Source organism: Variovorax sp. VNK109 (genome assembly GCF_049445855.1).
GTDB lineage: Bacteria > Pseudomonadota > Gammaproteobacteria > Burkholderiales > Burkholderiaceae_C > JAGOCV01.
In genome coordinates this window covers 1,321,682-1,346,312 of the sequence record NZ_JBMSDV010000001.1, presented here as the reverse complement: position 1 = coordinate 1,346,312, position 24,631 = coordinate 1,321,682, and the positions used below count along the sequence as shown (strand labels likewise).

Sequence of the window (24,631 nt, the reverse complement as noted above, 5' to 3'; positions counted from 1 at the left end):
TTATCGCCGCGCGCGCAACAACGCGAAGCAGCAGATCAGCGTCGGCACCGCCAGCGCCGCAAAGCCCGCGCGGTAGCTGCCCCACGCACCGGAGATCGCGCCGAACACCGGCGGCCCGAGCACCACGCCGAAGAACGTCACGGCAAGCGTGCCGCCGGTTGCCACACTCGCCATGCCGGGAGGTGCCTGGCGCGCCACTTCGGCGAGGTACACACCGTTCCAGCCGATGCCCGATGCGCCGAACACCACGAGGACGGCGAGCACCAGGAAGGTCGGCATCGACGTGGTGAGCAGCGCGGTTGCGATGCCGCTCACGGCCATGATCGCGGCCAGCATCGCAAGCGTCGGGCGCGCGCTCATCCAGCGATCGGACACATAGCCCCAGGCGATGCGTCCTGCCACGCCGCCGATCTGCGACACCGACAGTGCGAGGCCCGCGGCCACGAGCCCGTAGGCGAGCGACTCGTGCAGGTAGGTGACGAGATAACCGGTGAGCGACTGCTGCACCGTGGAGAACACGAACGAGCACAGCGCCAGCAACGCCAGTGCCCGGTGCGAGAAAACGAGGCGCAGCGGCTGCAGCAGGTTGCCGAGCTTCACCGGCTGATCGGGCTGGCGGTCTGCGTCGAGTTGACCGCGCAGCGGTTGGGAGACCAGCGCGCACAGCACATTGGCAACGGCCACGGCCAGCAACGCGCCCTGCCAGCCGATCAGCAGCATCGCACCCGGCACCAGCGCCCCGGCCAGCATGCCACCCACCGGCACGCCGGTCTGCTTGATCGAGAACACCAGCGACATGCGGTGCGCCGGTGTGGTGAGCGCCAGCAGATGCGAGCTCGCCGGCGTGATGGGGCCGTAGCCCAGGCCGATGAGGAAAGCGCCGACGGCGACGACCGGCAGCGAAGGTACCGCACACAAGGCAAGTCCTGCGGCGCACAGCAGCAGGCCGAACTGGCTCGCTCGGATGGCGCCGAAGCGTTTCACCACGCTGCCTGCCGCGAGGCTGGCAAGCACAGCACCGATATAGACGATGGCGAGATAGAGACCGGTGTAGGTGGGCGAAACGCCCAGTGCCGGCGCGGCAACAGGGGCCATCACCGGCATGGTGAGCGCTGCCATCGACACCATCGCCTGGATGGCCAGCGTGACGGCAAGCGGGACCCAGTTGCCGCCTGCAGGACCGCTGTCCTTTTGTTTCATCATCAAGCGAGCATAACGTCCGCGACTTTCCTATGATCAGGCCTTCACAAGAATTCGAACGCATGATCCGTCGCCGCCAATTCATCGCGGCCGCAGGCGCCGCATCGGCGCTCGGCACGCTCGGCCTTTCCCCCGCTGCCCTTGCCGCCACCGGGCTCACCTTCGGTGACGCGCAGGATTTCTCCGCGCAGGGTCTGGTCGAGCGCGCCCGTGCGCTGGCGGCGAAGCCTTACCAGCCGCCGCCACCGCTGCCCGCTGCCGTGCTCGAACGCATCGACTACGAAGCGCACGGCAAGATCAATTTCAAGCCGGAGTACGCGCTGTTCTCCGAAGGCGCAGGCGTGTACCCCGTGACCTTCTTCCATCTGGGCACTTTCTTCCGTGTGCCGGTTCGCATGCACGTGATCGAGGCCGCAACGCAAGGCGGGGCCTCGTTGCGCGCGCGCGAGATCGTGTATGACGACGACTACTTCACCATGCCCGCCGACAGCCCGGCTCACGAGTTGCCGCCAGGCTCGGGCTTCGCGGGCTTCCGCTTCCAGGAGAGCCGGCTCGGCGACCAGGCGAAACTGCCCTGGCAGAAGAACGACTGGTGTGCCTTCCTCGGTGCGTCGTACTTCAGGGCCATCGGCGAGCTGTTCCAGTACGGCCTGTCCGCGCGTGGCATCGCTGTCGACGTGGCGCTGGCCGACAAGCCCGAGGAGTTCCCGGACTTCACGCACTTCTGGTTCGAGCCGCCCAACACGCAGCAGCCCGACACCGTGGTCGTCCATGCACTGCTTGACGGGCCGAGCCTGACGGGCGCATTCCGCTTCACCATGCGGCGCGGGCTGCAGGTCGTCACCGACGTGGAGATGTCGCTCTTCCTGCGGCGCGACATTGCGCGGCTCGGCATCGCACCGGCCAGCTCGATGTACTGGTTCTCCGAGACGGTGAAGATCCGCGGCGTCGACTGGCGGCCGGAGATCCACGACTCCGATGGCCTGGCCATCTGGACGGGCAGCGACGAGCACATCTGGCGCCCGCTGAACAACCCGCCACGCACCATGGCGTCCGCGTTCGGGGACAACCGCCCGCGCGGCTTCGGCCTCATGCAGCGCGACCGCAACTTCGACCACTACCTGGATGGCGTGGCCTACGAGAAGCGGCCGAGCCTGTGGGTCGAGCCGCAGGGCGACTGGGGCGCGGGCTCGGTGCAACTGGTGGAGATTCCCACCGACGACGAGATCCACGACAACATCGTCGCGATGTGGGTGCCGGCTGCACCCGCGCGCGCGGGCGACAGCCTCAACATGCGCTACCGGTTGCATTGGGCGGCCGATGAACCGTATCCGCCCGCGCAACTGGCGCGCTGCGTCGCCACGCGGCTGGGCAATGGCGGCCAGCCCGGCCAGCCGCGTCCGGCGGGTGTGCGCAAGTTCATGGTGGAGTTCTCGGGCGGCTCGCTCGCATCGCTGCCTTTCGGCGTGAAGCCCGAGGCGGTACTGTCCGCGTCGCGTGGCAGCTTTTCGTATGTGTTCACCGAGGCCGTGCCCAACGGCGTGGCCGGTCACTGGCGCGCCCAGTTCGACCTGACCACCGAAGGCACGGATGCGGTGGAAATGCGGCTTTTCCTGCGTGTGGGCGACCAGACGCTGTCCGAGACCTGGCTCTACCAGTACCACCCGTTCCGCAACAGCGCGCAGAGCTGATGCGCGCCTTGAGCAGCGCCTGGAAGTATCGCGCCGCGAGACTTTCTGGCGTTGCCGGCGCTACCGGCATGGAAATCCGGCCCTCCCGAGGTGTTGAACGCGGACCATCCGCTCCGTGTTCAACAGCCCCAAGGAAGGCTACATGTCCAACGCGAATCGTCATCCCCTCATCGTTCAACGCGACACGCGCGCCTGGCAGCTCCAGGTCTGGGTGTCTTTCGGGCTCGCCCTGTTCCTGTGCGGAACGGGACTGGCGTACCTCCCGGGCCAGGATCTCGACCGCGCCTTCATGGTGATGGGTTATGTGTTCTGCCTGTCCACCGTGTTCGTGCTGTCCAAGGCCGTGCGCGACCAGCAGGCTGCCGAACTCGACAGGAGCAGCAGCGTGCCGATGTGGAACCTGGTGGTGTGGGGCGGCTTTGCGATTGCGATGGGTCTCACGGCCTGGGGCCTCGCACGCATGGAAATCAACATCACCTACAAGGCCTACCTCGGTGTGAGCTGGCTGTACCTGGTGACCTCGGCGTTCACGCTGGCCAAGACGCTGCGTGACCGCTACGAAGCCGACATGGCCGAAGCGCGCCTGCAAGGCCGCATGCAGGCACAGGCCGAACGTCATCCGGCTGCGGTGTCCGAGTAAGAGGAAAGAACCATGAACAAGACCTTGAAGAAACTCGTTGTGCGTGCCGCACTGGTCGCCAGCCTGGTGGTTGGCGTTGCTGCACCGGCGCGTGCGCAGAGCGAAGCATCGGTGGCGCTGTCGATGCTGCCCGTCGCTTCCGTCGTGGGCGCAGCGTCTGTCGGCGGTGCGGCGCTGAGTGCGGCGCCTGTCGTGCTCAGTGCGGCCGGCACGATGCTCACGGTGAAGGCCATCGGGAGCTCGGCGCGCGGCTCGGTGTATGTGCTGGAGCGTGCGTCGGACGGCGCGCGCATCAGCATCGAGACCGTGGGGCGGGGCGTGGGCGCGTCGGTCGCGGGTGTCGGCACGGTCGTGACGGTGAGCGTCATCGGCACGGGCATCGTGCTCTCGGCGGCGAGCGAAGTGCTGGCCTACATTCCCAACGAGCTCGGGCGTGCCTTGCTGCACAACGAGCGCGTGACGTGGTGAGGTCGGCGATGAAGCAAGTTCTGATCCGGACCACGCTTGCGGCACTCGTAGCGTTCACCGCGTTCGCACCGGCGGCGCATGCCGGCCGCTCGTGCGAGTCGCGCCAGCCCACGCCGCAGACCATCGAGCGCGGCATGACGCTCGCGCAACGCACCTCGGAAGCGCTCGATGCCGAGCATGCGAAGAACGGCACGCGCGTCGTGGTGCTGGCGCGCGCCGGGCAGGACCTGGGCAAGTACGGCCTGCGCTATTCGCATCTGGGCATGGCCTACAAGAAGGGCGAAGGCCCATGGCGCGTTCTGCACAAGCTGAACCAGTGCGGCACGGCGGTGTCGGCCATCTGGAACCAGGGGCTCGGTGAATTCTTCCTCGACGACCTCTGGCGCTACGAGGCCGCATGGGTGGTGCCGCAGCCGCTGGTACAGCAGCGGCTGCTGGCGCAGGTGACTGACGCGCAGCGCCGCTCGGCTCTGCATGTGCGTGAGTACAACATGGTCAGCTACGTTTGGGGCCGCAAGTACCAGCAGTCCAACCAGTGGGTCGTCGAGCAGCTCGCGATGGCGATGGAAGACAGCATCCGCACGCGCGAGCAGGCGCAGGCCTGGCTGCAGTTCAAGGGCTACGAGCCGACCACGCTGCGGCTGGGCCCGCTCACCCGCCTGGGTGGACGCGTGGGCTCGGCCAACGTCGCGTTCGACGACCATCCGAACGAGAAGCGCTTTTCCGATCGGATCGAGACGGTGACGGTGGATTCGGTGTTTGCCTGGATGCCGCGTGCGGGGCTTGCTGACCCGGTGCAGACACTGCGTCTGCCGTGAAGTGAATAGGAAAGAATTCGGTCGCGCGCATCAGGAACGCATGCGCTTGTAACTTCGTCGGACCAAACGTTAAAGCAGGCCGTATCGCGGAACACCATGCCTAGATTCCGTCTCAAGGAAACAGACATGGACATCCCGATTTTCCAGATCATCGTTGCCGTCGTCGCTGCACTGGTGGTGCTGGCCGCATTCCTTTTGTTGCGCCGCGCCCGACCGACGGAGTCGCCGACCGTCCAGCTGGTGAAACGCCGCCGTGAACTCACGGCAGAGCTGCGCGAATTCACCGACACCGAACTGCAGGCCACCCAGCTGCTGCGCGCCGAAGCGCAGCGCCGGGGCGTTGCGATGTCGTCGGTCGACGCGCTGGAGGCTGCCGTCGAGACGGCACGTCGCCGCGCAGACGTTCCCTCGGTCAACCCGAGCGCGAACGCGGCGAGCATGAAGCACCGGGCCGGCGAGAAACGGGCGGGCTGAGGCCGGCCCGTTCAGACGCCGCGTGCGCGGTCTGCGGCGAACTGCCGCCTGAAGTCCGCGAAGCGGCCGGCGTCCAGCGCCTCGCGGATCTCGCGCATCAGGTTCAGGTAGTAGTGCAGGTTGTGCACGGTGGTCAGCATCGGGCCGAGCATTTCGCCGCAGCGGTCCAGGTGATGCATGTAGGCGCGGCTGAAGCCACCGCGTCCCCCTTCGCTCCACGGTATGCCTGACGCGCCCGCGCAGGCGTGGCAGGTGCAGGTGGGGTCAAGCGGCTGGTGGTCCGACTTGTGGCGCGCATTGCGCAGCTTGAGGTCGCCGTAACGCGTGAAGATCGTGCCGTTGCGCGCATTGCGCGTGGGCATCACGCAGTCGAACATGTCCACGCCCTGCATCACGCCCTCCACCAGGTCTTCCGGTGTGCCCACGCCCATCAGGTAACGCGGCTTGTTCTCGGGCAGCAGATGCGGCGTGTGCGCCATGATGCGCAGCATCTCGTCCTTGGGCTCTCCCACGCTCACGCCGCCGATGGCGTAACCGGGGAAGTCCATCTTCACCAGCGCATCGAGCGATTCGGCGCGCAGGTTCTCGAACATGCCGCCCTGCACGATGCCGAACAGCGCGTTGGGGTTGCCCAGCCGCGCGAATTCATCCTGGCTGCGGCGTGCCCAGCGCAGGCTCATCTCCATCGACTTGCGGGCTTCGGCCTCGGTCGTGAGGTGGCCGTTGGTTTCGTAGGGCGTGCATTCGTCCAGCTGCATGACGATGTCGGAATTGAGCACGGTCTGGATCTGCATGCTCACTTCGGGCGACATGAACAGCTTGTCGCCGTTCACCGGCGAAGCGAAATGAACGCCTTCCTCGGTGATCTTGCGCATCGCGCCCAGGCTCCAGACCTGGAAGCCGCCGGAGTCGGTGAGGATGGGCTTGTCCCACTGCTCGAAGCCGTGCAGGCCGCCGAAGCTTTTCATGATGTCCAGCCCCGGGCGCATCCAGAGGTGGAAGGTGTTGCCCAGGATGATTTGCGCGCCCATTTCGTGGAGCGACCGGGGCATGACGCCCTTGACCGTTCCGTAGGTGCCCACGGGCATGAAGATGGGGGTCTGGACCACGCCGTGGTTCAGCGTGAGGGTGCCGCGCCGTGCGAGGCCTTCTTTCTTATGGATCTGGAAATCGAGCATCCGGCGATTGTCGGCGAAGGCTGTAACAGGCTGCGCCTGCGTGACTTAGTGGACGGGATCGCCATCCGCATGAAAACGGATCAGGAACATTTTGTACTGGCCGGTAACAAAATGCCGGTTTCGTACAGAAATCAGTGTTAACCCCAAGTCAGGACGAATGAAGATGAACCGCAGAAACTGGATCGCCCGTACCGGCGCCACGATGGTTGCCGGAGCCACGGCGGCCACACTGCCCGCGGCGCAGGCCGCTGCCCCCCGTTCCGCCAGCCGCGGACCGCTGGCCCGCATGGCCGTCGAAGCCGTGCAGATGCCGGCCTGGACCGGCACCGACGATGCACGGGAGCCGCTCGCCCCCGGCGACGCGGTCAGCCGCTCGCAGGAAGTGCACACCGCAGCCGGCGCCGCGCTGGTGCTGCGCATGCCCGAAGGCAGCATCATCCGTCTGGGCGAAAAGACCCTGCTGTCCGTCCAGCGCCTTGAAGTGGACACCGCAACCGGCCGTACCGCCGTGCGTTCGCAGCTCAAGCTGCTCGAAGGCTTCTTCCGTTTTGCGACGAGTTCGGTGGCCAAGGCCGCCGGCGCACGCGAGATCGAAGTGTCGCTGCGCACCGCAACCGTGGGCATCCGCGGTACCGACTTCTGGAGCATGACCGACGCGGCCCATGACGCCGTCTGCATCTTCGAAGGCAAGGTGGCCGTGGCGTCGCAGGACCAGGGCGAGCTGTCTCTGGACAAGCCGACGGCCTTCTGGGCGCGCTTTTTCGAGAAACCGGTGCAACCCGTCGGCAATGCCACGCCGGACCAGCTCGCGACCTTCCTGAACTCGACCGAGATCAAACCGGGCGGTGGCGTGGCGATCACCGACGGTGCATGGCGCGTCGTGGCGCTGCGCACGGCCAATTCGCGCGAGGCGCTGCAGGTGGCAGGGCGCTTGCGCGCCGCCGGTTACCCCGCGCGCCTGCGCGGTGCCGGCACGGGTTCGAGCCTTGTGGTGATCGAGCAACTGGCCACGCAGGAAGATGCGCAGTTCGTGCTGGAGCGCATCGCCTCCGTGCAGGGCGTCCAGGGCACGGTCAGCCGCGCCTGATCGGCCGTGCTTCAAAGCACGCTGGATCGCTGTGCGCGGTCCAGCAGCATCGCATCCCCATAGCTGAAGAAGCGGTACTGCTGCGCAATCGCGTGGCGATACAGCGCCATCACATGCTCGTAGCCTGAAAAGGCGCTCACGAGCATCATCAATGTGCTTTTGGGCAGGTGGAAGTTGGTGATGAGCCGGTCCACCACACGGAACCCGAAGCCCGGCGTGATGAAGATGTCGGTGTCGCCTTTGTCGACGCCGCTCGCGGCCCATGACTCGAGCGTGCGCACGGTCGTCGTGCCGACGGCCACCACGCGCGCGCCGCGTGCCTTGGCCTCGTGGATGGCGTGGCGCGTGGCCTCCGGCACTTCATACCACTCGCTGTGCATGCGGTGCTCGGCCAGGTTGTCGGTCTTCACCGGCTGGAAAGTCCCGGCGCCGACGTGCAGCGTGACGCTGGCACGGTGGATGCCGCGCGAGTCCATCATCGCGAGCAAGCCTTCGTCGAAATGCAGCGCGGCCGTCGGTGCGGCCACCGCGCCGGGGGCGCGCGCGAAGACGGTCTGGTAGCGCGTCTCGTCTTCCGCCGTGTCTTCGTGCGTGATGTAGGGCGGCAGCGGCACGTGGCCGTGCGCGGCCATCAAGGCGTGCGGTTCATCGCTCAGTGCGAAGCGGAACAGCGGGCCATCAGCATCGGGCCAGCGGCCGAGCAGTGTGGCGGTGAAGCCGCCCACCATCGCCAGCACCGTGCCGACGGGCGGCTTCTTGCTCACCTTCATGTGTGCGGCGACTTCGTTGCCGTGGAGCACGCGTTCGATCAGCAACTCGAGCTTGCCACCCGTGGGCTTCTCGCCGAAGAGCCGCGCCTTCACGACCTTGGTGTCGTTGAACACCAGCAGGTCGCCGGGGGACAGCAGGCCGGGCAGTTCGCGGAACACGCGGTTGACCGCGTGTGTGCCGGTACCGTCGAGCAGGCGCGAGCTGCTGCGCTCGGCCATGGGGTACTGGGCAATCAGGGTTTCGGGCAACTCGAAATCGAAGTCGCCAAGGGAGAAGGTGCGCATGATCCTGAGGGCCGGACAGGCCCGTTCCGAGGCAGAATTCTCCCATGCCCAAGACCGGTGCCGCGCCCGTGAAAGAGAAAAGTCCGTCCAAGGCGACGGGCAGAAGCGATGCCGCAAGTGCTGCAAGTGCCGCACAGAAGGCCATGGCCAAACTCGGCCTCGTGCGCGACATCGACATCGCGCTGCACCTGCCCATGCGCTACGAGGACGAGACGCGCGTCACGCGCCTGGCCGATGCGCGAGAGGGCGACACGGTGCAGATCGAAGGCGAGGTGACGGCCTGCGAAGTGGCCTACCGTCCGCGCCGCCAGTTGGTGGTGACGCTGAACGACGGTACCGATGTCTGCGTGCTGCGCTTCTTCAATTTCTATCCGTCGCAGCAGAAAGCGCTGGCCGTGGGCATGCACGTGCGCGCACGCGGCGAACTGCGCGGCGGCTTTCTCGGCTGGCAGATGCTGCATCCGACCTGCAAATCGGCCGCCACCGATCTGCCGACGGCGCTGACGCCGGTGTATTCGACGGTCGCCGGTCTGCCGCAACCGTATCTGCGGCGCGCTGTATTGGGCGCACTGCCGCATGCCGCGCTGGACGAGACCATTCCCGCCGGGCATCTGCCGCCCAAGGCGTGGCCGTTGCGCGAGTCGCTGCAATTCCTGCATCACCCGACGCCTGATGTCTCGCTCGCCACGCTGGAAGACAGGAGCCATCCCGCGTGGCAGCGGCTGAAGGCGGAGGAGTTGCTGGCGCAGCAGTTGTCGCAACTGCAGTCGCGCCGCGATCGCGATGCCTTGCGCGCGCCCGCGCTCGTGGCGAAGCGCGATGGCTTGCACGAGCGGTTGCTGGCCGCGTTGCCTTTCATGCTTACCAACGCGCAGCGTCGCGTGGGCGAGGAGATCGCGAACGATCTTGCGCGCACCGTGCCGATGCACCGCCTGCTGCAAGGCGATGTGGGCTCGGGGAAGACCATCGTGGCCGCGTTGGCTGCGTGCCTGGCGATCGATGAGGACTGGCAGTGCGCGTTGATGGCACCGACGGAAATCCTCGCCGAGCAGCATTTCCGCAAGCTCATCGGCTGGCTGGAGCCACTGCTCGCGCCGCTGGGCAAGCGCGTGGCGTGGCTCACCGGCAGCCAGAAGAAGAAAGAGCGCAACGAGATGCTGGCGCTGATCGCCAGCGGCGAAGCCGCGCTGGTGGTGGGCACGCACGCGGTGATCCAGGAGCAGGTGCAGTTCCAGCGGCTTGCGCTCGCCGTGATCGACGAGCAGCACCGCTTCGGCGTGGCGCAGCGGCTGGCCCTGCGCGCGAAGATGGCGTCGTCAGGGCAGGAGCCGCACATGCTGATGATGAGTGCGACGCCGATCCCGCGCACGCTCGCGATGAGCTACTACGCCGATCTGGATGTTTCCAACATCGACGAGTTGCCGCCTGGACGCACGCCGATCGTCACCAGGGTCGTCGCCGACTCGCGGCGCGACGAAGTCGTCGAGCGCATCCGTGCGCAGATCGGGCAAGGGCGGCAGGTGTACTGGGTCTGCCCGCTGATCGAGGAAAGCGAGGCGCTGGACCTGACGAATGCGACGGCCACGCACGAGGCGCTGTCGGCGGCGCTGCACGGCCTGCGCGGCCTGCGCGGCCCGTCGGGCGAACCGGTGCTCGTCGGCCTGTTGCATTCGCGCATGCCTGTTGCCGAAAAGAAGGCGGTGATGGCGCTTTTCACCGGCGGGCAGATGGGCGTGCTGGTGTCGACGACGGTCATCGAAGTCGGCGTGGATGTGCCGAATGCCTCGCTCATGGTCATCGAGCACGCGGAGCGCTTCGGCCTGTCGCAGTTGCACCAGCTGCGTGGACGCGTGGGACGCGGCGCGGCCGCGTCGGCCTGCGTGCTCATGTATGCGACGGGCGAGGGCGGGCGCCTCGGCGAGACCGCGCGTGCGCGCCTTCGCGCGATGGCCGAGACGCAGGACGGCTTCGAGATTGCACGGCGCGACCTGGAAATCCGCGGCCCGGGTGAATTCCTCGGTGCGCGCCAGTCCGGCGCGCCGTTGCTTCGCTTTGCCGACCTGACGGAAGATGCGTCACTCCTGCAATGGGCGCGTGAACTCGCGCCATTGATGCTCGATGCCCATCCCGATCTGGCGCAACGTCACGTGGCACGCTGGCTCGCAACACGGGCGGAATACCTCAAGGCCTGATGGAGCAGGTCGGGCGGGCGGGTCAGCGGACGATGGCAGCGAAGACCTCGTCCCTACGCAGTGGTGCTTGGTCGGGTGATGCGAGAAGTTCGGCCACGCGCCGGGCAAAGGCTGGGTTCATGGGCTGTGCCTGCGCAAAGACGTTCCGTTTGAAGTGGACGCGGCTGCCGACATTGGCGCCGTGGTAGAGATAGACATACAGGTGCGGGCCGTCCGCAACTGCGAGCTTCCCGGCCCGCGATAAGGCTTCGACGACCACGCGGTCCGAGCCGCGGTCGAGCGCAGGGTAAGGCAGCATCTCTGCGCGTTCGGCCACGAGGCTCGCTTCCCAGGGGCGTTGCCGGGTCAGCCAGGCCTGGCCGAGCAACTGGTCGTAGGCGACCCACTGCGCCAGCGTGCAGACTGGAACGCCGCTCTGCGCGATCACATGCATCTGGCTGGCGATGCGCGCCGGCGCCGACCAGTCGTCGTCGTCCCACGTGGCGATGAACCGACCGCGCGCCGCCGTGATGGCCATGTTGCGCTTCTCGCCCAGCGCGATGTGCGGCGACGCCGGCACTTCGAGCGTGCGGACCTGCGGATGATTCAACGCTACGACATAGGCGGGCGTGTCCGCGTCGATGTCTTCGTGCACGACCAGCAGTTCCCTGTCGGGCCAGGTCTGGTTGAGGAAGCACGTCACCGCGCGGCGCAGCATGGGCACGCGTCGGTGCGTGATGCACAGGCAGGACACCAGCCGGTCGGGGTTCATGGCGACTGCACGGCCTGTGCAAGTTCGGACGGATGGATCGGCGGACCGAGGGGCTCCCGCAGCAGTTGCTCCACACGTCGGGTGAATGCCGGTGAGAGGCTCGCAGCCGCCTTGCCGAAGATGTGCCGTTTGAAGTGGCTGCGACCGCCGACGTTGCGGCCGTGGTACACGTAGATGTAGAGGTGCGCATCGTGCAGCGCGACGAGTTGTTCCGCTTCGGCGAGCTGGCCGACGACCAGCAGGTCTTCGCCGCGCTCCACGGCCTGATAAGCCGGCATCGCCTGCTTTCTTGCAACGAGGCTGGCTTCCCACGTGCGGATCTGTGAGAGCCAGGCCTGCGCCAGCGCCTCGTCATAGACGATCCACTGCCGCAGCACGCAGGCAGCGCGGCCGCTGCGATGGACGACTTTCATCTGCTCGGTGAGCCGATGGGGCGCGGACCAGTCATCGTCGTCCCATGTCGCAATGAACGTGCCGCGAGCCGCGTCGACGCTCCATTGCCTTCGTTCGCCCAGCGTGAGACGCGGGCCTGCTGGCAATGGCACGGGGCGGATGAGCGGGTGCGGGTTGTGCGCCAGCCATTCGACCGTGGCCGTGTCGGCCGTGTCGTGCACCACGACCAGTTCGCGCGCGGGCCAGGTCTGCGCGAGGAAGCAGGCAACCGCCCTGCGCAACAGCGGCACACGTCGCTCGGTGACGCACAGGCAGGAAATCAACGCTTCTGTTTCCATGGAATTTACAACTGTCATGGCAAGGGCGATAGAGCGCAATTATGATGAGTGAACCGTTCCAATCGACGACATGACGCTCACCGAACTCAAATACATCGTGGCTGTGGCGCGCGAAAAGCACTTCGGCAAGGCCGCCGAGGCCTGTTTCGTGTCGCAGCCCACGCTGTCTGTGGCGATCAAGAAGCTCGAGGACGAGCTCGAGGTCAAGCTGTTCGAGCGCAGTGCCAACGAGGTGACCGTCACCCCGTTGGGCGAAGACATCGTGCGCCAGGCGCAGAGCGTGCTGGAGCAAGCCGCCAGCATCAAGGAGATTGCCAAGCGCGGCAAGGACCCGCTGGCTGGCCCGCTGCGTCTGGGCGTGATCTACACCATCGGCCCCTACCTGCTGCCAGACCTGGTTCGGCAGGCGATCGCGCGCACGCCGCAAATGCCGCTGATGCTACAGGAGAACTTCACCGTGAAGCTGCTGGAAATGCTGCGCACCGGCGAGATCGACTGCGCCATCATGGCCGAGCCGTTTCCCGACACCGGCCTCGCACTCGCACCGCTGTACGACGAGCCCTTCATGGCGGCGGTGCCGAGTTCGCACCCGCTGGCGAAACAGGACAGCATCACCGCCGACGAACTCAAGGCCGAGACCATGCTGTTGCTGGGCACAGGTCATTGCTTCCGCGATCACGTGCTCGAGGTCTGTCCCGAGTTCGCGCGCTTTTCCAGCGATGCCGAAGGCATCCGCAAGAGTTTCGAGGGGTCGTCCCTGGAGACCATCAAGCACATGGTGGCGGCCGGCATGGGCGTCACCCTGGTGCCCCGTCTGGGTGTGCCGAAGGAGGCCCTCAAACCCCGTCCGAAGACCAGGAAAAAGAAGGACGACGGCGATTCGTATGTGAAGTATCTTCCGTTCAGTGGCGACGAACCGTCGCGCCGTGTCGTGCTGGCCTGGCGCCGCAGCTTCACGCGCTACGAGGCCATCGCCGCGTTGCGCAACGCGATCTATGCGTGCGAGTTGCCCGGCGTCAAGCGCCTGTCGTGAAGCGCCGTCAAGAATCAGGCTTTCCCTCTATTCCCTAAAACAAGGAGTGACCCTCATGGCCAAAAAGCCCACAGCCGCCCCCACCATCAACATCGGCATCAGCGAGAAAGACCGCGCCGCCATCGCCAAGGGCCTGAGCCGCCTGCTGGCCGACACGTACACGCTCTACCTCACGACCCACAATTTCCACTGGAACGTGACGGGCCCGATGTTCAACACGCTGCACCAGATGTTCATGACGCAGTACACCGAACTGTGGGCAGCGGTCGACCCGGTGGCCGAGCGCATCCGTTCGCTGGGGCATGCGGCGCCGGGTTCATACGCGCAATTCAGCAAACTGGCGTCCATTCCCGATGTTCCGGTCACTCCGCCGAAGGCGCTCGAGATGGTGGCCATCCTGGTGAAGGGCCACGAAGCCGTGGCGCGGACCGCGCGCGAGCTCTTCCCCATCGCCGACAAGGCCGGCGACGAGCCGACTGCCGACCTGCTCACCCAGCGCCTCACGGTGCACGAGCAGACCGCCTGGATGCTGCGTTCGCTGCTTGAAGAATAAGCTCGCGCTCTACCTCGACCTGATCCGCTGGAACCGTCCGGCGGGCTGGTTGCTGCTGCTCTGGCCTTCGCTGTCCGCGCTGTGGATCGCGAAGCAGGGCTTTCCGGGCTGGCACCTGATCGCCGTGTTCACGCTCGGAACCATCCTCATGCGCAGCGCAGGCTGCTGCGTGAACGACGTCGCCGACCGTGACTTCGATCGCCATGTGAAGCGCACGGCCAACCGGCCGGTCACCAGCGGCGCGGTGTCACCGAAGGAGGCGCTCGTCGTTGGCGCCGTGCTCGCGTTCGCGGCCTTCCTGCTCGTGCTCACCACCAACTTCGTGACGGTGATGTGGTCGTTCGCCGCGCTGGCTGTCGCGCTGATCTATCCATTCGCCAAACGCTTCGTGTCCATGCCGCAGGCGGTGCTGGGCGTGGCGTTCAGCTTCGGCATTCCGATGGCGTTTGCTGCGGTGCAATCGAACGTGCCCCTGCTCGCCTGGGTCCTGCTGCTGGGCAACCTGTTCTGGGTGATTGCCTACGACACCGAATACGCGATGGTCGACCGGGACGACGACCTGCGCATCGGCATGAAGACCTCGGCCATCACGCTGGGCAACGCGGATGTGCCGGTGATCATGCTTTGCTATGTGGCGTTCCTGATGGTCTGGACGCTCGCGCTCGACTTTGCCGGCCGGGCGATGGGGCCGTGGTTCTACCTCGGCCTGCTGGCTGCCCTGCTGCAGGCGGCCTGGCATTTCATGCTCATCCGCACACGCACGCGCGATGGCTGCTTCAAGGCTTTCCGGCTGAACCACTGGGTAGGGTTCGCGGTGTTCGGCGGCATCGTGGTCGACTACCTGATGTGGACGGGCATCAACTGACGCGGCCAGTCCGGGCGACGGTCAGTTGCTGCCGAACTCGTCCCCGAGTTCCTTCGCGCGATGGCGCGCGGCGTGCAGCGCGCGCTCGAACAGCTGCTTCACGTTGTCCTGCTCCAGCGACGTGATGGCGGCGTAAGTCGTGCCGCCCTTGGATGTGACACGCTGACGCAGGATTTCCGGCGGCTCGTCCGACGCTTGCGCCAGCGCTGACGCGCCCATGAACGTGCCCACGGCCAGCTTGTAGGCCTGTTCGCGGGAGAGGCCCATGGCAGCCCCGGCCTCGGACATCGCTTCGAGAAAATAGAACACGTAGGCCGGGCCGGAACCCGACAACGCGGTGACCGCGTCGAGATGCTCTTCCCGGTCGACCCAGAGGGATTCGCCGGTCGTGCCGATGACGCGCTCGACGAGTTGCCGGTCCTGCGGCGTCACGGCTTCACGCGCGAACATGGCCGTCATGCCCTTGCCCACGAGCGCCGGCGTGTTGGGCATGCAGCGCACCACATGCTCCGAGCCGAGCCAGTGCGCGATGCTGTCGGAGCGGATGCCCGCTGCCACGCTCAGGTGGATGGCGTTGCGGGTGTGGAAGCGCGCCTGCAGCGCCGCGTCCTTGAAGGTCTGCGGCTTGATGGCCCACACGACGAGTTCGGCGCGGTTGAGGCCGAGGCCGGGGACTTCCATCGGCTGCAGGCTGAACTGGCGTTGCAGTTTTTCGCGCGTTTCCGCATAGGGCTCGACGACGTCGATGTAGCTGGCCGGCAGCCCTTGCCGGATGAGTCCGCCGATGATGGCGCTGGCCATGTTGCCGCCTCCGATGAAGGCAATGTGGAAATGGCGCTTTTCCGTGGCGGCTGTACTGCTCATGGTCGTGTCGGCGAAATGAAGAGGGCATTGTCGCCCAATCGGCGCGCCTTGCGCTACGCTCTCTGCATGGACTACATCCTCGCGCTTGACCAGGGCACGACCAGCTCGCGTGCCATCCTCTTCGACCGCGCGGGCCGCGTCGCCGGCACCGCGCAAAAGGAATTCCGCCAGATCTTTCCCCAGCCGGGGTGGGTGGAGCACGACGCGTCGGAGATCTGGCAGACCCAGCTGGACGTGGCGCGCGAGGTGCTGCGCCGCGAGAACGTGCCAGCCAGCCGCATTGCGGCCGTGGGCATCACCAACCAGCGCGAGACCACGGTGCTGTGGGACCGAAAGACCGGCCAGCCGATCACCAACGCCATCGTCTGGCAGGACCGCCGCACCGCCACGCGCTGCGACGAACTGCGCGCGCAAGGAAAGGCTTCGTTGATCCAGAAGAAGACGGGCCTGGTCATCGATTCCTACTTCTCCGGCACCAAGCTCGAATGGATGCTGGACCACGTGCCCGGGGCGCGGGCCCGCGCGGAAAAGGGCGAACTCGCATTCGGCACGGTCGACGCCTGGCTGATCTGGAACCTGACCGGCGGTCCCTCCGGCGGTGTACACGCGACGGATGCAAGCAATGCGTCCCGAACGATGCTGTTCAACATCCACACCCTGGACTGGGACGATGCGTTGCTGGCGCTGCTCAATATCCCGCGTGCGGTGCTGCCAGAGGTTCTGCCGTCCAGCTGCGAGATTGCCCGCACGGACGCCGCCCTGCTCGGCGCGTCGTTGCCGATCTCCGGCGTGGCGGGGGACCAGCAGGCCGCAACCTTCGGACAGGCCTGCTTCGCGCCGGGCATGGCCAAGAACACCTACGGCACGGGCTGCTTCATGCTGATGAACACCGGCACAGTCGCAGTGCCGAGCCGCAACCGGCTCCTGACGACCGTGGCGTGGCAAGGGCCGCAGGGGCAGCCTTGCTATGCGCTGGAAGGAGGCGTCTTCATGGCGGGCGCCACCATCCAGTGGCTGCGCGACGGGCTGGAGATCATCCGCAGCGCGCCCGAGGTGCAGGCGCTGGCCGCCAGCGTGCCGGACACGGGCGATGTCTATCTGGTGCCGGCGTTCACCGGCCTCGGCGCGCCCGAATGGGACGGCCATGCGCGCGGCACGCTCGTCGGCCTGACGCGTGGCACGACGCGGGCGCACATCGCGCGGGCGGCGCTGGAAGCGATTGCCTTGCAGGTGGCCGACGTATTCGGCGCCATGGCGCGCGACGCGGGCCTGCCGCTGCGCGAATTGCGTGTCGACGGCGGGGCCAGCCGCAATGACCTGCTGATGCAGATGCAGGCCGATTTCCTCGGCGTTCCGGTGGTCCGGCCGCAGGTGACCGAGACCACCGCACTCGGCGCGGCGTACCTCGCCGGGCTGGCCAGCGGCTTCTGGCGGGACGCGCAGGAAATCTCCGGCCAGTGGCAGGTGGACCGTCGCTTCGAGCCGGCCATGGACGCGTCGCAGCGGGGCGTGCGCCTCGCCCGCTGGCATGAAGCGATAGACCGGGCCCGGGCCTGGGCGAAGGACTGAGCGTCCCCGACCCTTTGCCGGGCCCGGCACAATGGAGGGCATGACTTCCGCTTCCCCCGCCGCTGCGCCGTTGCCCACGCGGCGGCCCGCGCTCCTGGCCCGGCTGGCCGAACCCCGCACGTACGACCTTGCCATCATCGGCGGTGGCGCCACGGGTCTGGGCGTGGCGCTGGATGCCGCATTGCGCGGCCTGTCGGTCGTGCTGGTCGAGTCGCACGACTTCGCCAAAGGCACGTCGTCGCGTGCCACCAAGCTGGTCCACGGCGGTGTGCGTTACCTCGCGCAGGGCAACATCGGCCTGGTGCGTGAAGCGCTGCATGAACGTGCCACGTTGCTGCACAACGCGCCGCATCTGGCGCGGCCGCTGCCTTTCGTGATGCCTTCGTATCAGTGGTGGGAAACCCCGTTCTACGGCGTGGGCCTCAAGATGTACGACGCGCTGGCCGGCGAGGCCGGCCTCGGCAGTACGGAGTTCCTCGGGCGCTCCGAGACGCTGCGCTTGTTGCCGACCGCACGTGCCGACGGTCTGAAGGGTGGTGTGAAGTACTGGGACGGGCAGTTCGACGATGCACGCCTTGCCCTCGCGATCGCGCGCACGGCAGCCGCCCAGGGCGCACTGCTGGTCAACTATTGCGCGGCCACCGGACTGGTGCATGAAGACGGAAAGATCACCGGACTGACCTGCGAAGACCGCGAAACCGGGCGGACATTCCGCATTGCCGCGCGCTGCGTGGTCAACGCCACCGGCGTCTGGGTGGACGAATTCCGCCAGAAGGATGGCGATGCGGTGCACCGTCCTGTGCGGCCGATGGTCGCGCCCAGCCAGGGCGTGCATGTGGTGGTCGATCGCGACTTCCTGCCGACCGACCACGCGCTGCTCGTGCCGAAGACCGCAGATGGCCGGGTGCTCTTCGCGGTGCCGTGGCTGGGAAAGACCATCCTGGGCACCACCGACACACCCCGTCACGACCTCTCCCGCGAGCCCGACGCCTTCAGGTCGGAACTCGACTTCATCCTCGGCGAGTCGGCCCGTTACTTGAGCCGTGCGCCGACCCGGGCCGATGTCCGCAGCATCTGGGTCGGCTTGCGTCCGCTGGTGAGGCCCCAGGACGATGACGGGGGGAACACCAAGGGCCTGAGTCGTGAGCACACCGTGTTGCTCAGTCGCAGCGGCCTGGTGACGGTGACCGGTGGCAAATGGACCACCTACCGGGCGATGGCCGAAGACGTGCTCGCCAAGTGCGCCGAAGCCGGCTTGCTGCCGGCTTCGGCACCCGGAGTGACGACAGACTTCCGCCTGGTGGGCGGCACCGGCAATCTGCCGGCGCACCCGGGCATCGGCGCTGCCGCCGGCTGGCACAGCTATGGCAGTGAGACCGATAGTGTGCGCTCGCTGCCGGGCTCGGCGAATCTGCTGGCAGATGGGCTGTCGGAAGCCATGGTCCGCTTTGCGGTGCGCAATGAATATGCCCGCACGGTCGAGGATGTGTTGGCGCGGCGTTCCCGGTGGCTGTTCCTTGATGCGAAGAAGGCTGGCGAACTGGCGCCTGTGGTTGCCGGGCTGATCCGGGACGAGCTCGGCGCGGAATCGGGCGCTGACCCGAAGCAAGGCGATTTCGAGGCGCTGGCCGCACACTATCTGGCGCTTCCGGCCTGACCCTGCTTGACACCGTTTTGCGGGTTTGCCATAATCACGGGCTTCGCCTTGAAAAGGGCGAGGTTTTCTAACCCAGCGGAGTTGCCACAAGTGGTTTGTGGCGAGGACGACGGGACCAAGACTGGTCGGATTGCAGGCGCTGCCTGGTTTCTGATCCAAGTTGGGAATATTTGAAATGATCCAGACAGAATCCCGGTTAGAGGTCGCCGACAACACCGGCGCGAAGTCCGTGCTGTGCATCAAGGTGCTTGGCGGTTCCAAGCGTCGCTATGCCAGCGTGGGCGACATCATCAAGGTCAGCATCAAAGAAGCTGCTCCGCGTGGTCGCGTCAAGAAGGGCGAGATCTACAGTGCAGTGGTCGTGCGTACCGCCAAGGGCATCCGCCGCGGCGACGGCTCGCTGGTCAAGTTCGACGGCAACGCCGCCGTGCTGCTCAACAACAAGCTGGAGCCCATCGGCACCCGCATCTTCGGCCCCGTGACGCGTGAACTGCGTACCGAGAAGTTCATGAAGATCGTGTCCCTGGCTCCTGAAGTTCTCTGATAAAGGACGCGCCATGAACAAGATCCGCAAGGGCGACGAAGTCATCGTGCTGGCTGGCCGTGACAAGGGCAAGCGTGGCACGGTCACGCTGCGCAAGGACGAGACCCATCTGGTGGTCGAGGGCATCAACCTGGTGAAGAAGCACACCAAGCCCAACCCGATGAAGGGCACGACCGGTGGCATCGTCGAGAAGTCGATGCCCATTCACCAATCCAACGTGGCGATCTTCAACGCCGCGACCGGCAAGGCCGACCGCGTCGGCATCAAGCTGCTGGCTGACGGCAAGCGCGTGCGCGTGTTCAAGTCCAGCGGCGACGAAATCAAGGCCGCCTGAGGATCAACATCATGGCTCGACTCCAACAACACTACCGCGAAAAAGTGGTTCCCCAGCTGACGGAAAAGTTCGGCTACAAGTCTCCGATGCAGGTGCCCCGCATCACCAAGATCACGCTGAACATGGGCGTGAGCGAGGCCGTCGCAGACAAGAAGGTCATGGACAACGCCGTGGGCGACCTGACCAAGATCGCTGGCCAGAAGCCCGTGGTCACCAAGGCCAAGAAGGCCATCGCCGGTTTCAAGATCCGCGAAGGCCAGGCCATCGGTTGCATGGTCACGCTGCGTGGCGTGCAGATGTATGAATTCCTGGACCGTTTCGTCACCGTGGCCCTGCCCCGTGTGCGTGACTTCCGTGGTATCTCCGGTCGCGCATTCGACGGCCGTGGCAACTACAACATCGGCGTCAAGGAACAGATCATCTTCCCCGAAATCGAGTACGACAAGGTGGATGCGCTGCGCGGTCTGAATATCAGCATCACGACGACGGCCAAGAATGACGAAGAGTGCAAGGCACTGCTCGCCGGCTTCCGTTTCCCGTTCAAGAACTGAAGGTACATCGTGGCTAAAGTAGCTTTGATCCAGCGCGAACTCAAGCGCGAGAAACTGGCAGCCAAGTACGCGAAGAAACACGCGGAACTGAAGGCAATTTCCACCGATGTGAAGCGCAGCGACGAAGAGCGCGCAGCCGCCCGCCTGGGCCTGCAGAAGCTGCCGCGCAATTCCAACCCGACGCGTCAGCGCAACCGTTGCGAAATCACGGGCCGCCCCCGCGGCACGTTCCGTCAATTCGGTCTTGGCCGCGCCAAGATCCGTGAGCTGTCCTTCGCCGGTGACATCCCCGGCGTGACCAAGGCCAGCTGGTAAGCGCAGCAGGAGAGATTCAACATGAGCATGAGTGATCCCATCGCCGACCTGCTGACGCGCATCCGCAATGCGCAGATGGTCGCCAAGGCCACGGTTTCCGCACCTTATTCCAAGGTGAAGGTTGCCATCGCCCAGGTGCTGAAGGACGAGGGCTACATCGACGGCTTCCAGGTCAAGACCGAAGCCGGCAAGTCCGAAATCGAAATCGCCCTGAAGTACTACGCCGGTCGTCCGGTCATCGAGCACATCGAGCGTGTGAGCCGTCCCGGCCTGCGCGTGTACAAGGGCCGCAATTCCATTCCCCAGGTCCAGAACGGCCTGGGTGTTGCCATCGTCACCACGCCCCAGGGAGTGATGACCGATCGCAAGGCGCGCGCTACCGGTGTCGGCGGCGAAGTGCTTTGCTACGTGGCCTGAACGGGGAGGAAACAGAATGTCCCGAGTAGGAAAATCACCGGTTGCCGTTCCGCAAGGCGTGGACGTGTCGATCAAGGAAGACCAGATCTCCGTGAAGGGTACGGGCGGCACTCTGTCGCTGGCCCAGAACGCACTGGTCAAGGTGTCGAGCAAGGATGGCAAGCTCAGCTTCGAGCCGGCCGACGAGTCCCGTGAAGCCAACGCCATGAGCGGCACCATGCGCCAGCTGGTGAACAACATGGTCGTCGGTGTGACCAAGGGCTTCGAAAAGAAGCTGACCCTGGTGGGCGTGGGCTACAAGGCCCAGGCGCAAGGTGCCAAGCTGAACCTGTCGGTCGGCTTCTCGCATCCGGTCAACAAGGACATGCCTGCAGGCATCACCGTTGCGACGCCGGCCCCGACCGAAATCGTGATCAAGGGCGCTGACCGCCAGCGCGTTGGCCAGGTGGCTGCCGAGATCCGCGCGATCCGTCCTCCCGAGCCTTACAAGGGCAAGGGCATCCGTTATTCGGATGAGAAGATCACGATCAAAGAAACGAAGAAGAAGTAAGGAGCTGCCACATGTTGACCAAGAAACAGCAGCGTCTTCGCCGGGCTCGTCAGACCCGGATTCGCATCGCCAACCAGGGCGTCGCTCGCCTGATGGTGAACCGTACCAACCTGCACATCTATGCAAGCGTGGTCTCCAGCGACGGCACCAAGGTGCTGGCTGCGGCCTCGACGATGGAAGCCGACGTGCGCAAGTCGCTCGGCGGTTCGGGCAAGGGTGGCAATGCCGCCGCTGCCACGGCCATCGGCAAGCTGATCGCCGAAAAGGCGAAGGCCGCTGGCGTCGAGAAGGTGGCTTTCGACCGTTCTGGCTTCGCCTACCACGGCCGCGTCAAGGCCCTGGCCGACGCTGCCCGTGAAGCGGGTCTGCAGTTCTAACGGAAACGGACAAGACAATGGCAAAGATTCAGGCAAAGACGCAAGGTGACGGTCCGGAAGACGGCCTGCGCGAGAAAATGATCGCGGTGAACCGCGTGACCAAGGTGGTCAAGGGTGGCCGTATCCTCGGTTTCGCCGCGCTGACCGTCGTGGGTGACGGCGATGGCCGCGTCGGCATGGGCAAGGGCAAGTCCAAGGAAGTGCCGGCTGCCGTGCAGAAGGCCATGGACGAAGCCCGCCGCAACATGCTGAAGGTTTCGCTGCGCAATGGCACGCTGCATCACAACGTGACGGGCCACCATGGTGCCGCCACCGTGATGATGGCGCCGGCCCCCAAGGGTACCGGCATCATCGCCGGCGGCCCGATGCGCGCCGTCTTCGAAGTCATGGGCATCACCGACGTCGTGGCCAAGAGCCATGGTTCGTCGAACCCCTACAACATGGTCCGCGCTACGCTGGACGCGCTCAAGAATTCCACGACGGCCGCTGAAGTGGCTGCCAAGCGTGGCAAGAGCGTCGAAGAAATCTTCGCCTGAAAGCCGCTGGCTTTAGGAGCTTGAAATGACAACGCAACAAACCGTCAAAGTCCAGCTGGTTCGCAGCCCGATCGGCACGAAGGAATCGCACCGCGCGACCGTTCGTGGCCTGGGCCTGCGCAAGCTCAACAGCGTGAGCGAACTGCAGGACACCCCTGCCGTGCGCGGCATGATCAACAAGATCAGCTACCTGGTCAAAGTGCTGTAAAAGGTTCGCAAAATGGAACTCAACAACCTCAAGCCCGCACCGGGCGCCAAGCATGCCAAGCGCCGTGTCGGCCGTGGCATCGGCTCCGGCCTGGGCAAGACCGCTGGTCGTGGCCACAAGGGTCAGAAGTCCCGCTCGGGCGGCTATCACAAGGTCGGCTTCGAAGGCGGCCAGATGCCCTTGCAGCGCCGTCTGCCCAAGCGCGGCTTCAAGTCGCACCTGCTGAAGTTCAACGCCGAAATCACGCTGACCACGCTGGAAAAGCTGGGTGCTGCTGAAGTCGACGTGCTGGCGCTCAAGCAGGCCGGCCTGGTCGGCGAAATCGCGAAGGTGGTCAAGGTCATCAAGTCCGGCAGCCTGACCAAGGCGGTCAAGCTCACCGGCATCGGTGCGACCGCAGGTGCCAAGGCAGCCATCGAGGCGGCCGGCGGCTCCGTGGCCTGATAGGCCCTCACTGTCCAGAAAGTAGAAGTAGTGGCAACCAGCCCGGCTCAAATTGCAAAGACAGGCAAGTTCGGCGACCTCCGTCGCCGGCTCGTCTTCTTGCTGCTTGCCCTGGTGGTGTACCGCATCGGGGCGCACATTCCCGTGCCCGGCATCGACCCGGTCGTGCTGGAAGAAATGTTCAAGGGACAACAGGGCGGTATCCTGAGTCTCTTCAACATGTTCTCGGGCGGTGCGCTCTCGCGTTTCACCGTGTTTGCGCTGGGCATCATGCCCTACATCTCGGCATCGATCATTCTCCAGTTGCTGACTTACGTCGTTCCGGCGTTCGAGCAGATCAAGAAGGAAGGCGAAGCCGGTCGTCGCAAGATCACGCAGTGGACGCGCTACGCGACGCTGGGTCTGGCCCTCTTCCAGTCGTTCGGTATTGCCGTCGCGCTGGAGGCCCAGGCCGGCCTGGTGATCGCTCCGGGTTTCGGCTTCCGCATGACGGCTGTGATCAGCCTGACAGCGGGCACGATGTTCCTGATGTGGCTGGGCGAGCAGATCACCGAACGGGGTCTCGGCAACGGCATCTCGATCCTGATCTTTGCGGGCATCGCAGCCGGCCTGCCCACGGCGATCGCAGGTCTGCTCGAACTGGTCCGCACTGGCGCGATGAGCATCATCGTGGCGCTGCTGATCGTGGTGGTCGTGGCGCTGGTGACCTGGTTCGTGGTGTTCGTCGAACGTGGCCAGCGCAAGATTCTCGTGAACTATGCGCGACGTCAGGTGGGCAACAAGGTCTATGGTGGTCAGGCGTCGCATCTGCCGCTGAAGCTGAACATGGCCGGTGTGATCCCGCCGATCTTCGCTTCGTCGATCATCCTGCTGCCGGCCACCGTGGTGAACTGGTTCAGCGCGGGCGACAGCATGCGCTGGCTCAAGGACATCGCCTCTGCCATGGCCCCCGGCCAGCCGGTGTACACGATGTTCTACGCCGCTGCGATCGTGTTCTTCTGCTTCTTCTATACGGCGCTGGTGTTCAACAGCCGTGAAACGGCAGACAACCTGAAGAAGAGCGGCGCATTTGTTCCTGGTATCCGCCCCGGCGACCAGACGGCTCGTTACATCGACAAGATCCTGGTTCGGCTGACGTTGGCGGGTGCTGTGTACATCACCTTCGTGTGTCTGCTGCCCGAGTTCCTGATCCTGAAGTACAACGTGCCGTTCTATTTCGGTGGCACGTCACTGCTGATCATCGTGGTGGTCACGATGGACTTCCGTGCCCAGGTCGAGAATTACATGATGTCGCAGCAATATGAATCGCTGCTGAAGAAGGCCAACTTCAAGACTTCGCCGGGCGGCTGAGCCCGGTGATCTGAACAGGCCACATTTAGAGTTTTAGGAGAGTGAAACATGAGAGTTTCGGCTTCGGTCAAGAAAATTTGCCGTAACTGCAAGGTCATCCGCCGCAAGGGCGTTGTCCGCGTGATCTGCACGGATCCGCGTCACAAGCAGCGCCAGGGCTGATTGCAAGAGTTTTAGGA

30 protein-coding genes are annotated in these 24,631 nt (G+C 65.5%); 24 read left to right on the top strand and 6 right to left on the bottom strand.

Annotated elements, in window-relative coordinates:
• Positions 1-1,203, bottom strand: coding sequence for an MFS transporter (locus ACO2Q9_RS06655; RefSeq protein ID WP_423309526.1), 1,203 nt, complete (start codon positions 1,201-1,203; stop codon positions 1-3).
• A 59-nt stretch (positions 1,204-1,262) separates the two neighbouring features.
• On the opposite strand from ACO2Q9_RS06655, the gene ACO2Q9_RS06650 reads away from it, so the two are divergent.
• From ACO2Q9_RS06650 to ACO2Q9_RS06630, 5 genes are all read left to right on the top strand, one after another.
• The gene (locus tag ACO2Q9_RS06650; protein ID WP_423309524.1) at positions 1,263-2,891 is read left to right on the top strand and encodes a glucan biosynthesis protein; all 1,629 of its coding nucleotides are present in this window, start codon (positions 1,263-1,265) and stop codon (positions 2,889-2,891) included.
• A gap of 142 nt (positions 2,892-3,033) precedes the next feature.
• On the top strand, positions 3,034-3,531 hold the full coding sequence (locus ACO2Q9_RS06645; protein ID WP_423309522.1) for a YiaA/YiaB family inner membrane protein: 498 nt from the start codon (positions 3,034-3,036) through the stop codon (positions 3,529-3,531).
• A gap of 12 nt (positions 3,532-3,543) precedes the next feature.
• Entirely contained in the window at positions 3,544-3,999 is a 456-nt protein-coding gene (locus ACO2Q9_RS06640; RefSeq protein WP_423309520.1) for a hypothetical protein, read from the top strand.
• A gap of 8 nt (positions 4,000-4,007) precedes the next feature.
• Entirely contained in the window at positions 4,008-4,817 is an 810-nt protein-coding gene (locus ACO2Q9_RS06635) for a DUF2145 domain-containing protein (RefSeq protein WP_423309518.1), read from the top strand.
• A 126-nt stretch (positions 4,818-4,943) separates the two neighbouring features.
• The gene (locus tag ACO2Q9_RS06630; protein WP_423309516.1) at positions 4,944-5,291 is read left to right on the top strand and encodes a hypothetical protein; all 348 of its coding nucleotides are present in this window, start codon (positions 4,944-4,946) and stop codon (positions 5,289-5,291) included.
• Between the two features lie 11 nt (positions 5,292-5,302).
• Here ACO2Q9_RS06630 and tgt read toward each other — a convergent pair whose 3' ends face one another.
• Positions 5,303-6,469, bottom strand: a complete 1,167-nt coding sequence (gene tgt, locus ACO2Q9_RS06625; RefSeq protein WP_423309514.1) for a tRNA guanosine(34) transglycosylase Tgt — start codon at positions 6,467-6,469, stop codon at positions 5,303-5,305.
• Between the two features lie 163 nt (positions 6,470-6,632).
• On the opposite strand from tgt, the gene ACO2Q9_RS06620 reads away from it, so the two are divergent.
• Positions 6,633-7,556: a FecR family protein gene (locus ACO2Q9_RS06620; RefSeq protein WP_423309512.1), complete on the top strand. Its 924-nt coding sequence runs from the start codon at positions 6,633-6,635 to the stop codon at positions 7,554-7,556.
• 11 nt (positions 7,557-7,567) lie between these two features.
• On the opposite strand, the gene queA is transcribed toward ACO2Q9_RS06620, so the two are convergent.
• On the bottom strand, positions 7,568-8,611 hold the full coding sequence (gene queA / locus ACO2Q9_RS06615; protein WP_423309510.1) for a tRNA preQ1(34) S-adenosylmethionine ribosyltransferase-isomerase QueA: 1,044 nt from the start codon (positions 8,609-8,611) through the stop codon (positions 7,568-7,570).
• Between the two features lie 44 nt (positions 8,612-8,655).
• On the opposite strand from queA, the gene recG reads away from it, so the two are divergent.
• The gene (recG, locus tag ACO2Q9_RS06610; RefSeq protein ID WP_423309508.1) at positions 8,656-10,803 is read left to right on the top strand and encodes an ATP-dependent DNA helicase RecG; all 2,148 of its coding nucleotides are present in this window, start codon (positions 8,656-8,658) and stop codon (positions 10,801-10,803) included.
• Between the two features lie 22 nt (positions 10,804-10,825).
• Here recG and ACO2Q9_RS06605 read toward each other — a convergent pair whose 3' ends face one another.
• Both ACO2Q9_RS06605 and ACO2Q9_RS06600 read right to left on the bottom strand, forming a co-directional pair.
• Positions 10,826-11,554, bottom strand: a complete 729-nt coding sequence (locus ACO2Q9_RS06605; RefSeq protein WP_423309506.1) for a glycosyltransferase family 2 protein — start codon at positions 11,552-11,554, stop codon at positions 10,826-10,828.
• Positions 11,551-12,285, bottom strand: a complete 735-nt coding sequence (locus tag ACO2Q9_RS06600; RefSeq protein ID WP_423309504.1) for a glycosyltransferase family 2 protein — start codon at positions 12,283-12,285, stop codon at positions 11,551-11,553. The genes ACO2Q9_RS06605 and ACO2Q9_RS06600 overlap by 4 nt, the downstream gene beginning before the upstream one ends.
• A gap of 70 nt (positions 12,286-12,355) precedes the next feature.
• On the opposite strand from ACO2Q9_RS06600, the gene ACO2Q9_RS06595 reads away from it, so the two are divergent.
• Genes ACO2Q9_RS06595 through ubiA form a run of 3 tightly spaced genes read left to right on the top strand, consistent with a single transcriptional unit; the run spans position 12,356 to position 14,736 of the window.
• Entirely contained in the window at positions 12,356-13,318 is a 963-nt protein-coding gene (locus ACO2Q9_RS06595) for a LysR substrate-binding domain-containing protein (RefSeq protein WP_423309502.1), read from the top strand.
• 55 nt (positions 13,319-13,373) lie between these two features.
• Positions 13,374-13,871 (top strand): Dps family protein, encoded by a 498-nt coding sequence (locus ACO2Q9_RS06590; protein WP_423309500.1) that lies wholly within the window; start codon positions 13,374-13,376, stop codon positions 13,869-13,871.
• Positions 13,861-14,736 (top strand): 4-hydroxybenzoate octaprenyltransferase, encoded by an 876-nt coding sequence (gene ubiA, locus ACO2Q9_RS06585; RefSeq protein WP_423309498.1) that lies wholly within the window; start codon positions 13,861-13,863, stop codon positions 14,734-14,736. The genes ACO2Q9_RS06590 and ubiA overlap by 11 nt, the downstream gene beginning before the upstream one ends.
• A gap of 21 nt (positions 14,737-14,757) precedes the next feature.
• Here the strand turns inward: ubiA and proC are convergent, their stop codons facing one another.
• Positions 14,758-15,600, bottom strand: coding sequence for a pyrroline-5-carboxylate reductase (proC, locus tag ACO2Q9_RS06580; protein WP_423309496.1), 843 nt, complete (start codon positions 15,598-15,600; stop codon positions 14,758-14,760).
• A gap of 15 nt (positions 15,601-15,615) precedes the next feature.
• On the opposite strand from proC, the gene glpK reads away from it, so the two are divergent.
• From glpK to rpmJ, 14 genes are all read left to right on the top strand, one after another.
• Positions 15,616-17,169 carry a glycerol kinase GlpK gene (glpK, locus tag ACO2Q9_RS06575; RefSeq protein WP_423309494.1) on the top strand — a complete coding sequence of 518 codons (1,554 nt, stop codon included), beginning with the start codon at positions 15,616-15,618 and terminating at the stop codon, positions 17,167-17,169.
• 40 nt (positions 17,170-17,209) lie between these two features.
• Complete coding sequence (locus ACO2Q9_RS06570) at positions 17,210-18,826, top strand: FAD-dependent oxidoreductase (protein WP_423309492.1); 1,617 nt, start codon at positions 17,210-17,212, stop codon at positions 18,824-18,826.
• A 175-nt stretch (positions 18,827-19,001) separates the two neighbouring features.
• Entirely contained in the window at positions 19,002-19,370 is a 369-nt protein-coding gene (gene rplN / locus ACO2Q9_RS06565) for a 50S ribosomal protein L14 (RefSeq protein WP_208009698.1), read from the top strand.
• A 13-nt stretch (positions 19,371-19,383) separates the two neighbouring features.
• Entirely contained in the window at positions 19,384-19,704 is a 321-nt protein-coding gene (gene rplX / locus ACO2Q9_RS06560; RefSeq protein WP_423309489.1) for a 50S ribosomal protein L24, read from the top strand.
• 11 nt (positions 19,705-19,715) lie between these two features.
• Positions 19,716-20,255 (top strand): 50S ribosomal protein L5, encoded by a 540-nt coding sequence (rplE, locus tag ACO2Q9_RS06555; RefSeq protein WP_423309487.1) that lies wholly within the window; start codon positions 19,716-19,718, stop codon positions 20,253-20,255.
• 9 nt (positions 20,256-20,264) lie between these two features.
• Complete coding sequence (gene rpsN, locus ACO2Q9_RS06550; RefSeq protein WP_423309485.1) at positions 20,265-20,570, top strand: 30S ribosomal protein S14; 306 nt, start codon at positions 20,265-20,267, stop codon at positions 20,568-20,570.
• 21 nt (positions 20,571-20,591) lie between these two features.
• Positions 20,592-20,987: a 30S ribosomal protein S8 gene (gene rpsH / locus ACO2Q9_RS06545; RefSeq protein WP_423309482.1), complete on the top strand. Its 396-nt coding sequence runs from the start codon at positions 20,592-20,594 to the stop codon at positions 20,985-20,987.
• Between the two features lie 16 nt (positions 20,988-21,003).
• Entirely contained in the window at positions 21,004-21,537 is a 534-nt protein-coding gene (rplF, locus tag ACO2Q9_RS06540) for a 50S ribosomal protein L6 (protein WP_423309480.1), read from the top strand.
• A gap of 11 nt (positions 21,538-21,548) precedes the next feature.
• Positions 21,549-21,914, top strand: a complete 366-nt coding sequence (rplR, locus tag ACO2Q9_RS06535; protein ID WP_423309477.1) for a 50S ribosomal protein L18 — start codon at positions 21,549-21,551, stop codon at positions 21,912-21,914.
• Positions 21,915-21,931: 17 nt separating this feature from the next.
• A complete protein-coding gene (gene rpsE / locus ACO2Q9_RS06530; protein ID WP_423309475.1) occupies positions 21,932-22,450 on the top strand; it encodes a 30S ribosomal protein S5 in 519 nt (172 codons plus the stop codon).
• A 25-nt stretch (positions 22,451-22,475) separates the two neighbouring features.
• Positions 22,476-22,658: a 50S ribosomal protein L30 gene (gene rpmD, locus ACO2Q9_RS06525; RefSeq protein ID WP_198969227.1), complete on the top strand. Its 183-nt coding sequence runs from the start codon at positions 22,476-22,478 to the stop codon at positions 22,656-22,658.
• A 12-nt stretch (positions 22,659-22,670) separates the two neighbouring features.
• Positions 22,671-23,102: a 50S ribosomal protein L15 gene (gene rplO, locus ACO2Q9_RS06520; protein ID WP_423309473.1), complete on the top strand. Its 432-nt coding sequence runs from the start codon at positions 22,671-22,673 to the stop codon at positions 23,100-23,102.
• Positions 23,103-23,132: 30 nt separating this feature from the next.
• Positions 23,133-24,452, top strand: a complete 1,320-nt coding sequence (secY, locus tag ACO2Q9_RS06515) for a preprotein translocase subunit SecY (RefSeq protein ID WP_423309471.1) — start codon at positions 23,133-23,135, stop codon at positions 24,450-24,452.
• Positions 24,453-24,500: 48 nt separating this feature from the next.
• Positions 24,501-24,614, top strand: coding sequence for a 50S ribosomal protein L36 (gene rpmJ, locus ACO2Q9_RS06510; protein WP_028820150.1), 114 nt, complete (start codon positions 24,501-24,503; stop codon positions 24,612-24,614).
• The last annotated feature ends 17 nt before the right edge of the window (positions 24,615-24,631 follow it).

Coding starts and splice junctions, on each gene's coding strand:
- ACO2Q9_RS06650 (WP_423309524.1), top strand. CDS start 1,263: ATGATCCGTCGCCGCCAATTCATCGCGGCCGCAGGCGCCGCATCGGCG.
- queA (WP_423309510.1), bottom strand. CDS start 8,611: ATGCGCACCTTCTCCCTTGGCGACTTCGATTTCGAGTTGCCCGAAACC.
- proC (WP_423309496.1), bottom strand. CDS start 15,600: ATGAGCAGTACAGCCGCCACGGAAAAGCGCCATTTCCACATTGCCTTC.
- rpmJ (WP_028820150.1), top strand. CDS start 24,501: ATGAGAGTTTCGGCTTCGGTCAAGAAAATTTGCCGTAACTGCAAGGTC.
- ACO2Q9_RS06655 (WP_423309526.1), bottom strand. CDS start 1,203: ATGATGAAACAAAAGGACAGCGGTCCTGCAGGCGGCAACTGGGTCCCG.
- rplE (WP_423309487.1), top strand. CDS start 19,716: ATGGCTCGACTCCAACAACACTACCGCGAAAAAGTGGTTCCCCAGCTG.
- ACO2Q9_RS06605 (WP_423309506.1), bottom strand. CDS start 11,554: ATGAACCCCGACCGGCTGGTGTCCTGCCTGTGCATCACGCACCGACGC.
- glpK (WP_423309494.1), top strand. CDS start 15,616: ATGAAGAGGGCATTGTCGCCCAATCGGCGCGCCTTGCGCTACGCTCTC.
- ACO2Q9_RS06620 (WP_423309512.1), top strand. CDS start 6,633: ATGAACCGCAGAAACTGGATCGCCCGTACCGGCGCCACGATGGTTGCC.
- rpmD (WP_198969227.1), top strand. CDS start 22,476: ATGACAACGCAACAAACCGTCAAAGTCCAGCTGGTTCGCAGCCCGATC.
- rpsH (WP_423309482.1), top strand. CDS start 20,592: ATGAGCATGAGTGATCCCATCGCCGACCTGCTGACGCGCATCCGCAAT.
- rplX (WP_423309489.1), top strand. CDS start 19,384: ATGAACAAGATCCGCAAGGGCGACGAAGTCATCGTGCTGGCTGGCCGT.
- ACO2Q9_RS06635 (WP_423309518.1), top strand. CDS start 4,008: ATGAAGCAAGTTCTGATCCGGACCACGCTTGCGGCACTCGTAGCGTTC.
- rplN (WP_208009698.1), top strand. CDS start 19,002: ATGATCCAGACAGAATCCCGGTTAGAGGTCGCCGACAACACCGGCGCG.
- recG (WP_423309508.1), top strand. CDS start 8,656: ATGCCCAAGACCGGTGCCGCGCCCGTGAAAGAGAAAAGTCCGTCCAAG.
- ACO2Q9_RS06640 (WP_423309520.1), top strand. CDS start 3,544: ATGAACAAGACCTTGAAGAAACTCGTTGTGCGTGCCGCACTGGTCGCC.
- tgt (WP_423309514.1), bottom strand. CDS start 6,469: ATGCTCGATTTCCAGATCCATAAGAAAGAAGGCCTCGCACGGCGCGGC.
- rplO (WP_423309473.1), top strand. CDS start 22,671: ATGGAACTCAACAACCTCAAGCCCGCACCGGGCGCCAAGCATGCCAAG.
- ACO2Q9_RS06590 (WP_423309500.1), top strand. CDS start 13,374: ATGGCCAAAAAGCCCACAGCCGCCCCCACCATCAACATCGGCATCAGC.
- ACO2Q9_RS06570 (WP_423309492.1), top strand. CDS start 17,210: ATGACTTCCGCTTCCCCCGCCGCTGCGCCGTTGCCCACGCGGCGGCCC.
- rplR (WP_423309477.1), top strand. CDS start 21,549: ATGTTGACCAAGAAACAGCAGCGTCTTCGCCGGGCTCGTCAGACCCGG.
- ACO2Q9_RS06630 (WP_423309516.1), top strand. CDS start 4,944: ATGGACATCCCGATTTTCCAGATCATCGTTGCCGTCGTCGCTGCACTG.
- rpsE (WP_423309475.1), top strand. CDS start 21,932: ATGGCAAAGATTCAGGCAAAGACGCAAGGTGACGGTCCGGAAGACGGC.
- rplF (WP_423309480.1), top strand. CDS start 21,004: ATGTCCCGAGTAGGAAAATCACCGGTTGCCGTTCCGCAAGGCGTGGAC.
- ACO2Q9_RS06595 (WP_423309502.1), top strand. CDS start 12,356: ATGACGCTCACCGAACTCAAATACATCGTGGCTGTGGCGCGCGAAAAG.
- ACO2Q9_RS06600 (WP_423309504.1), bottom strand. CDS start 12,285: ATGGAAACAGAAGCGTTGATTTCCTGCCTGTGCGTCACCGAGCGACGT.
- ACO2Q9_RS06645 (WP_423309522.1), top strand. CDS start 3,034: ATGTCCAACGCGAATCGTCATCCCCTCATCGTTCAACGCGACACGCGC.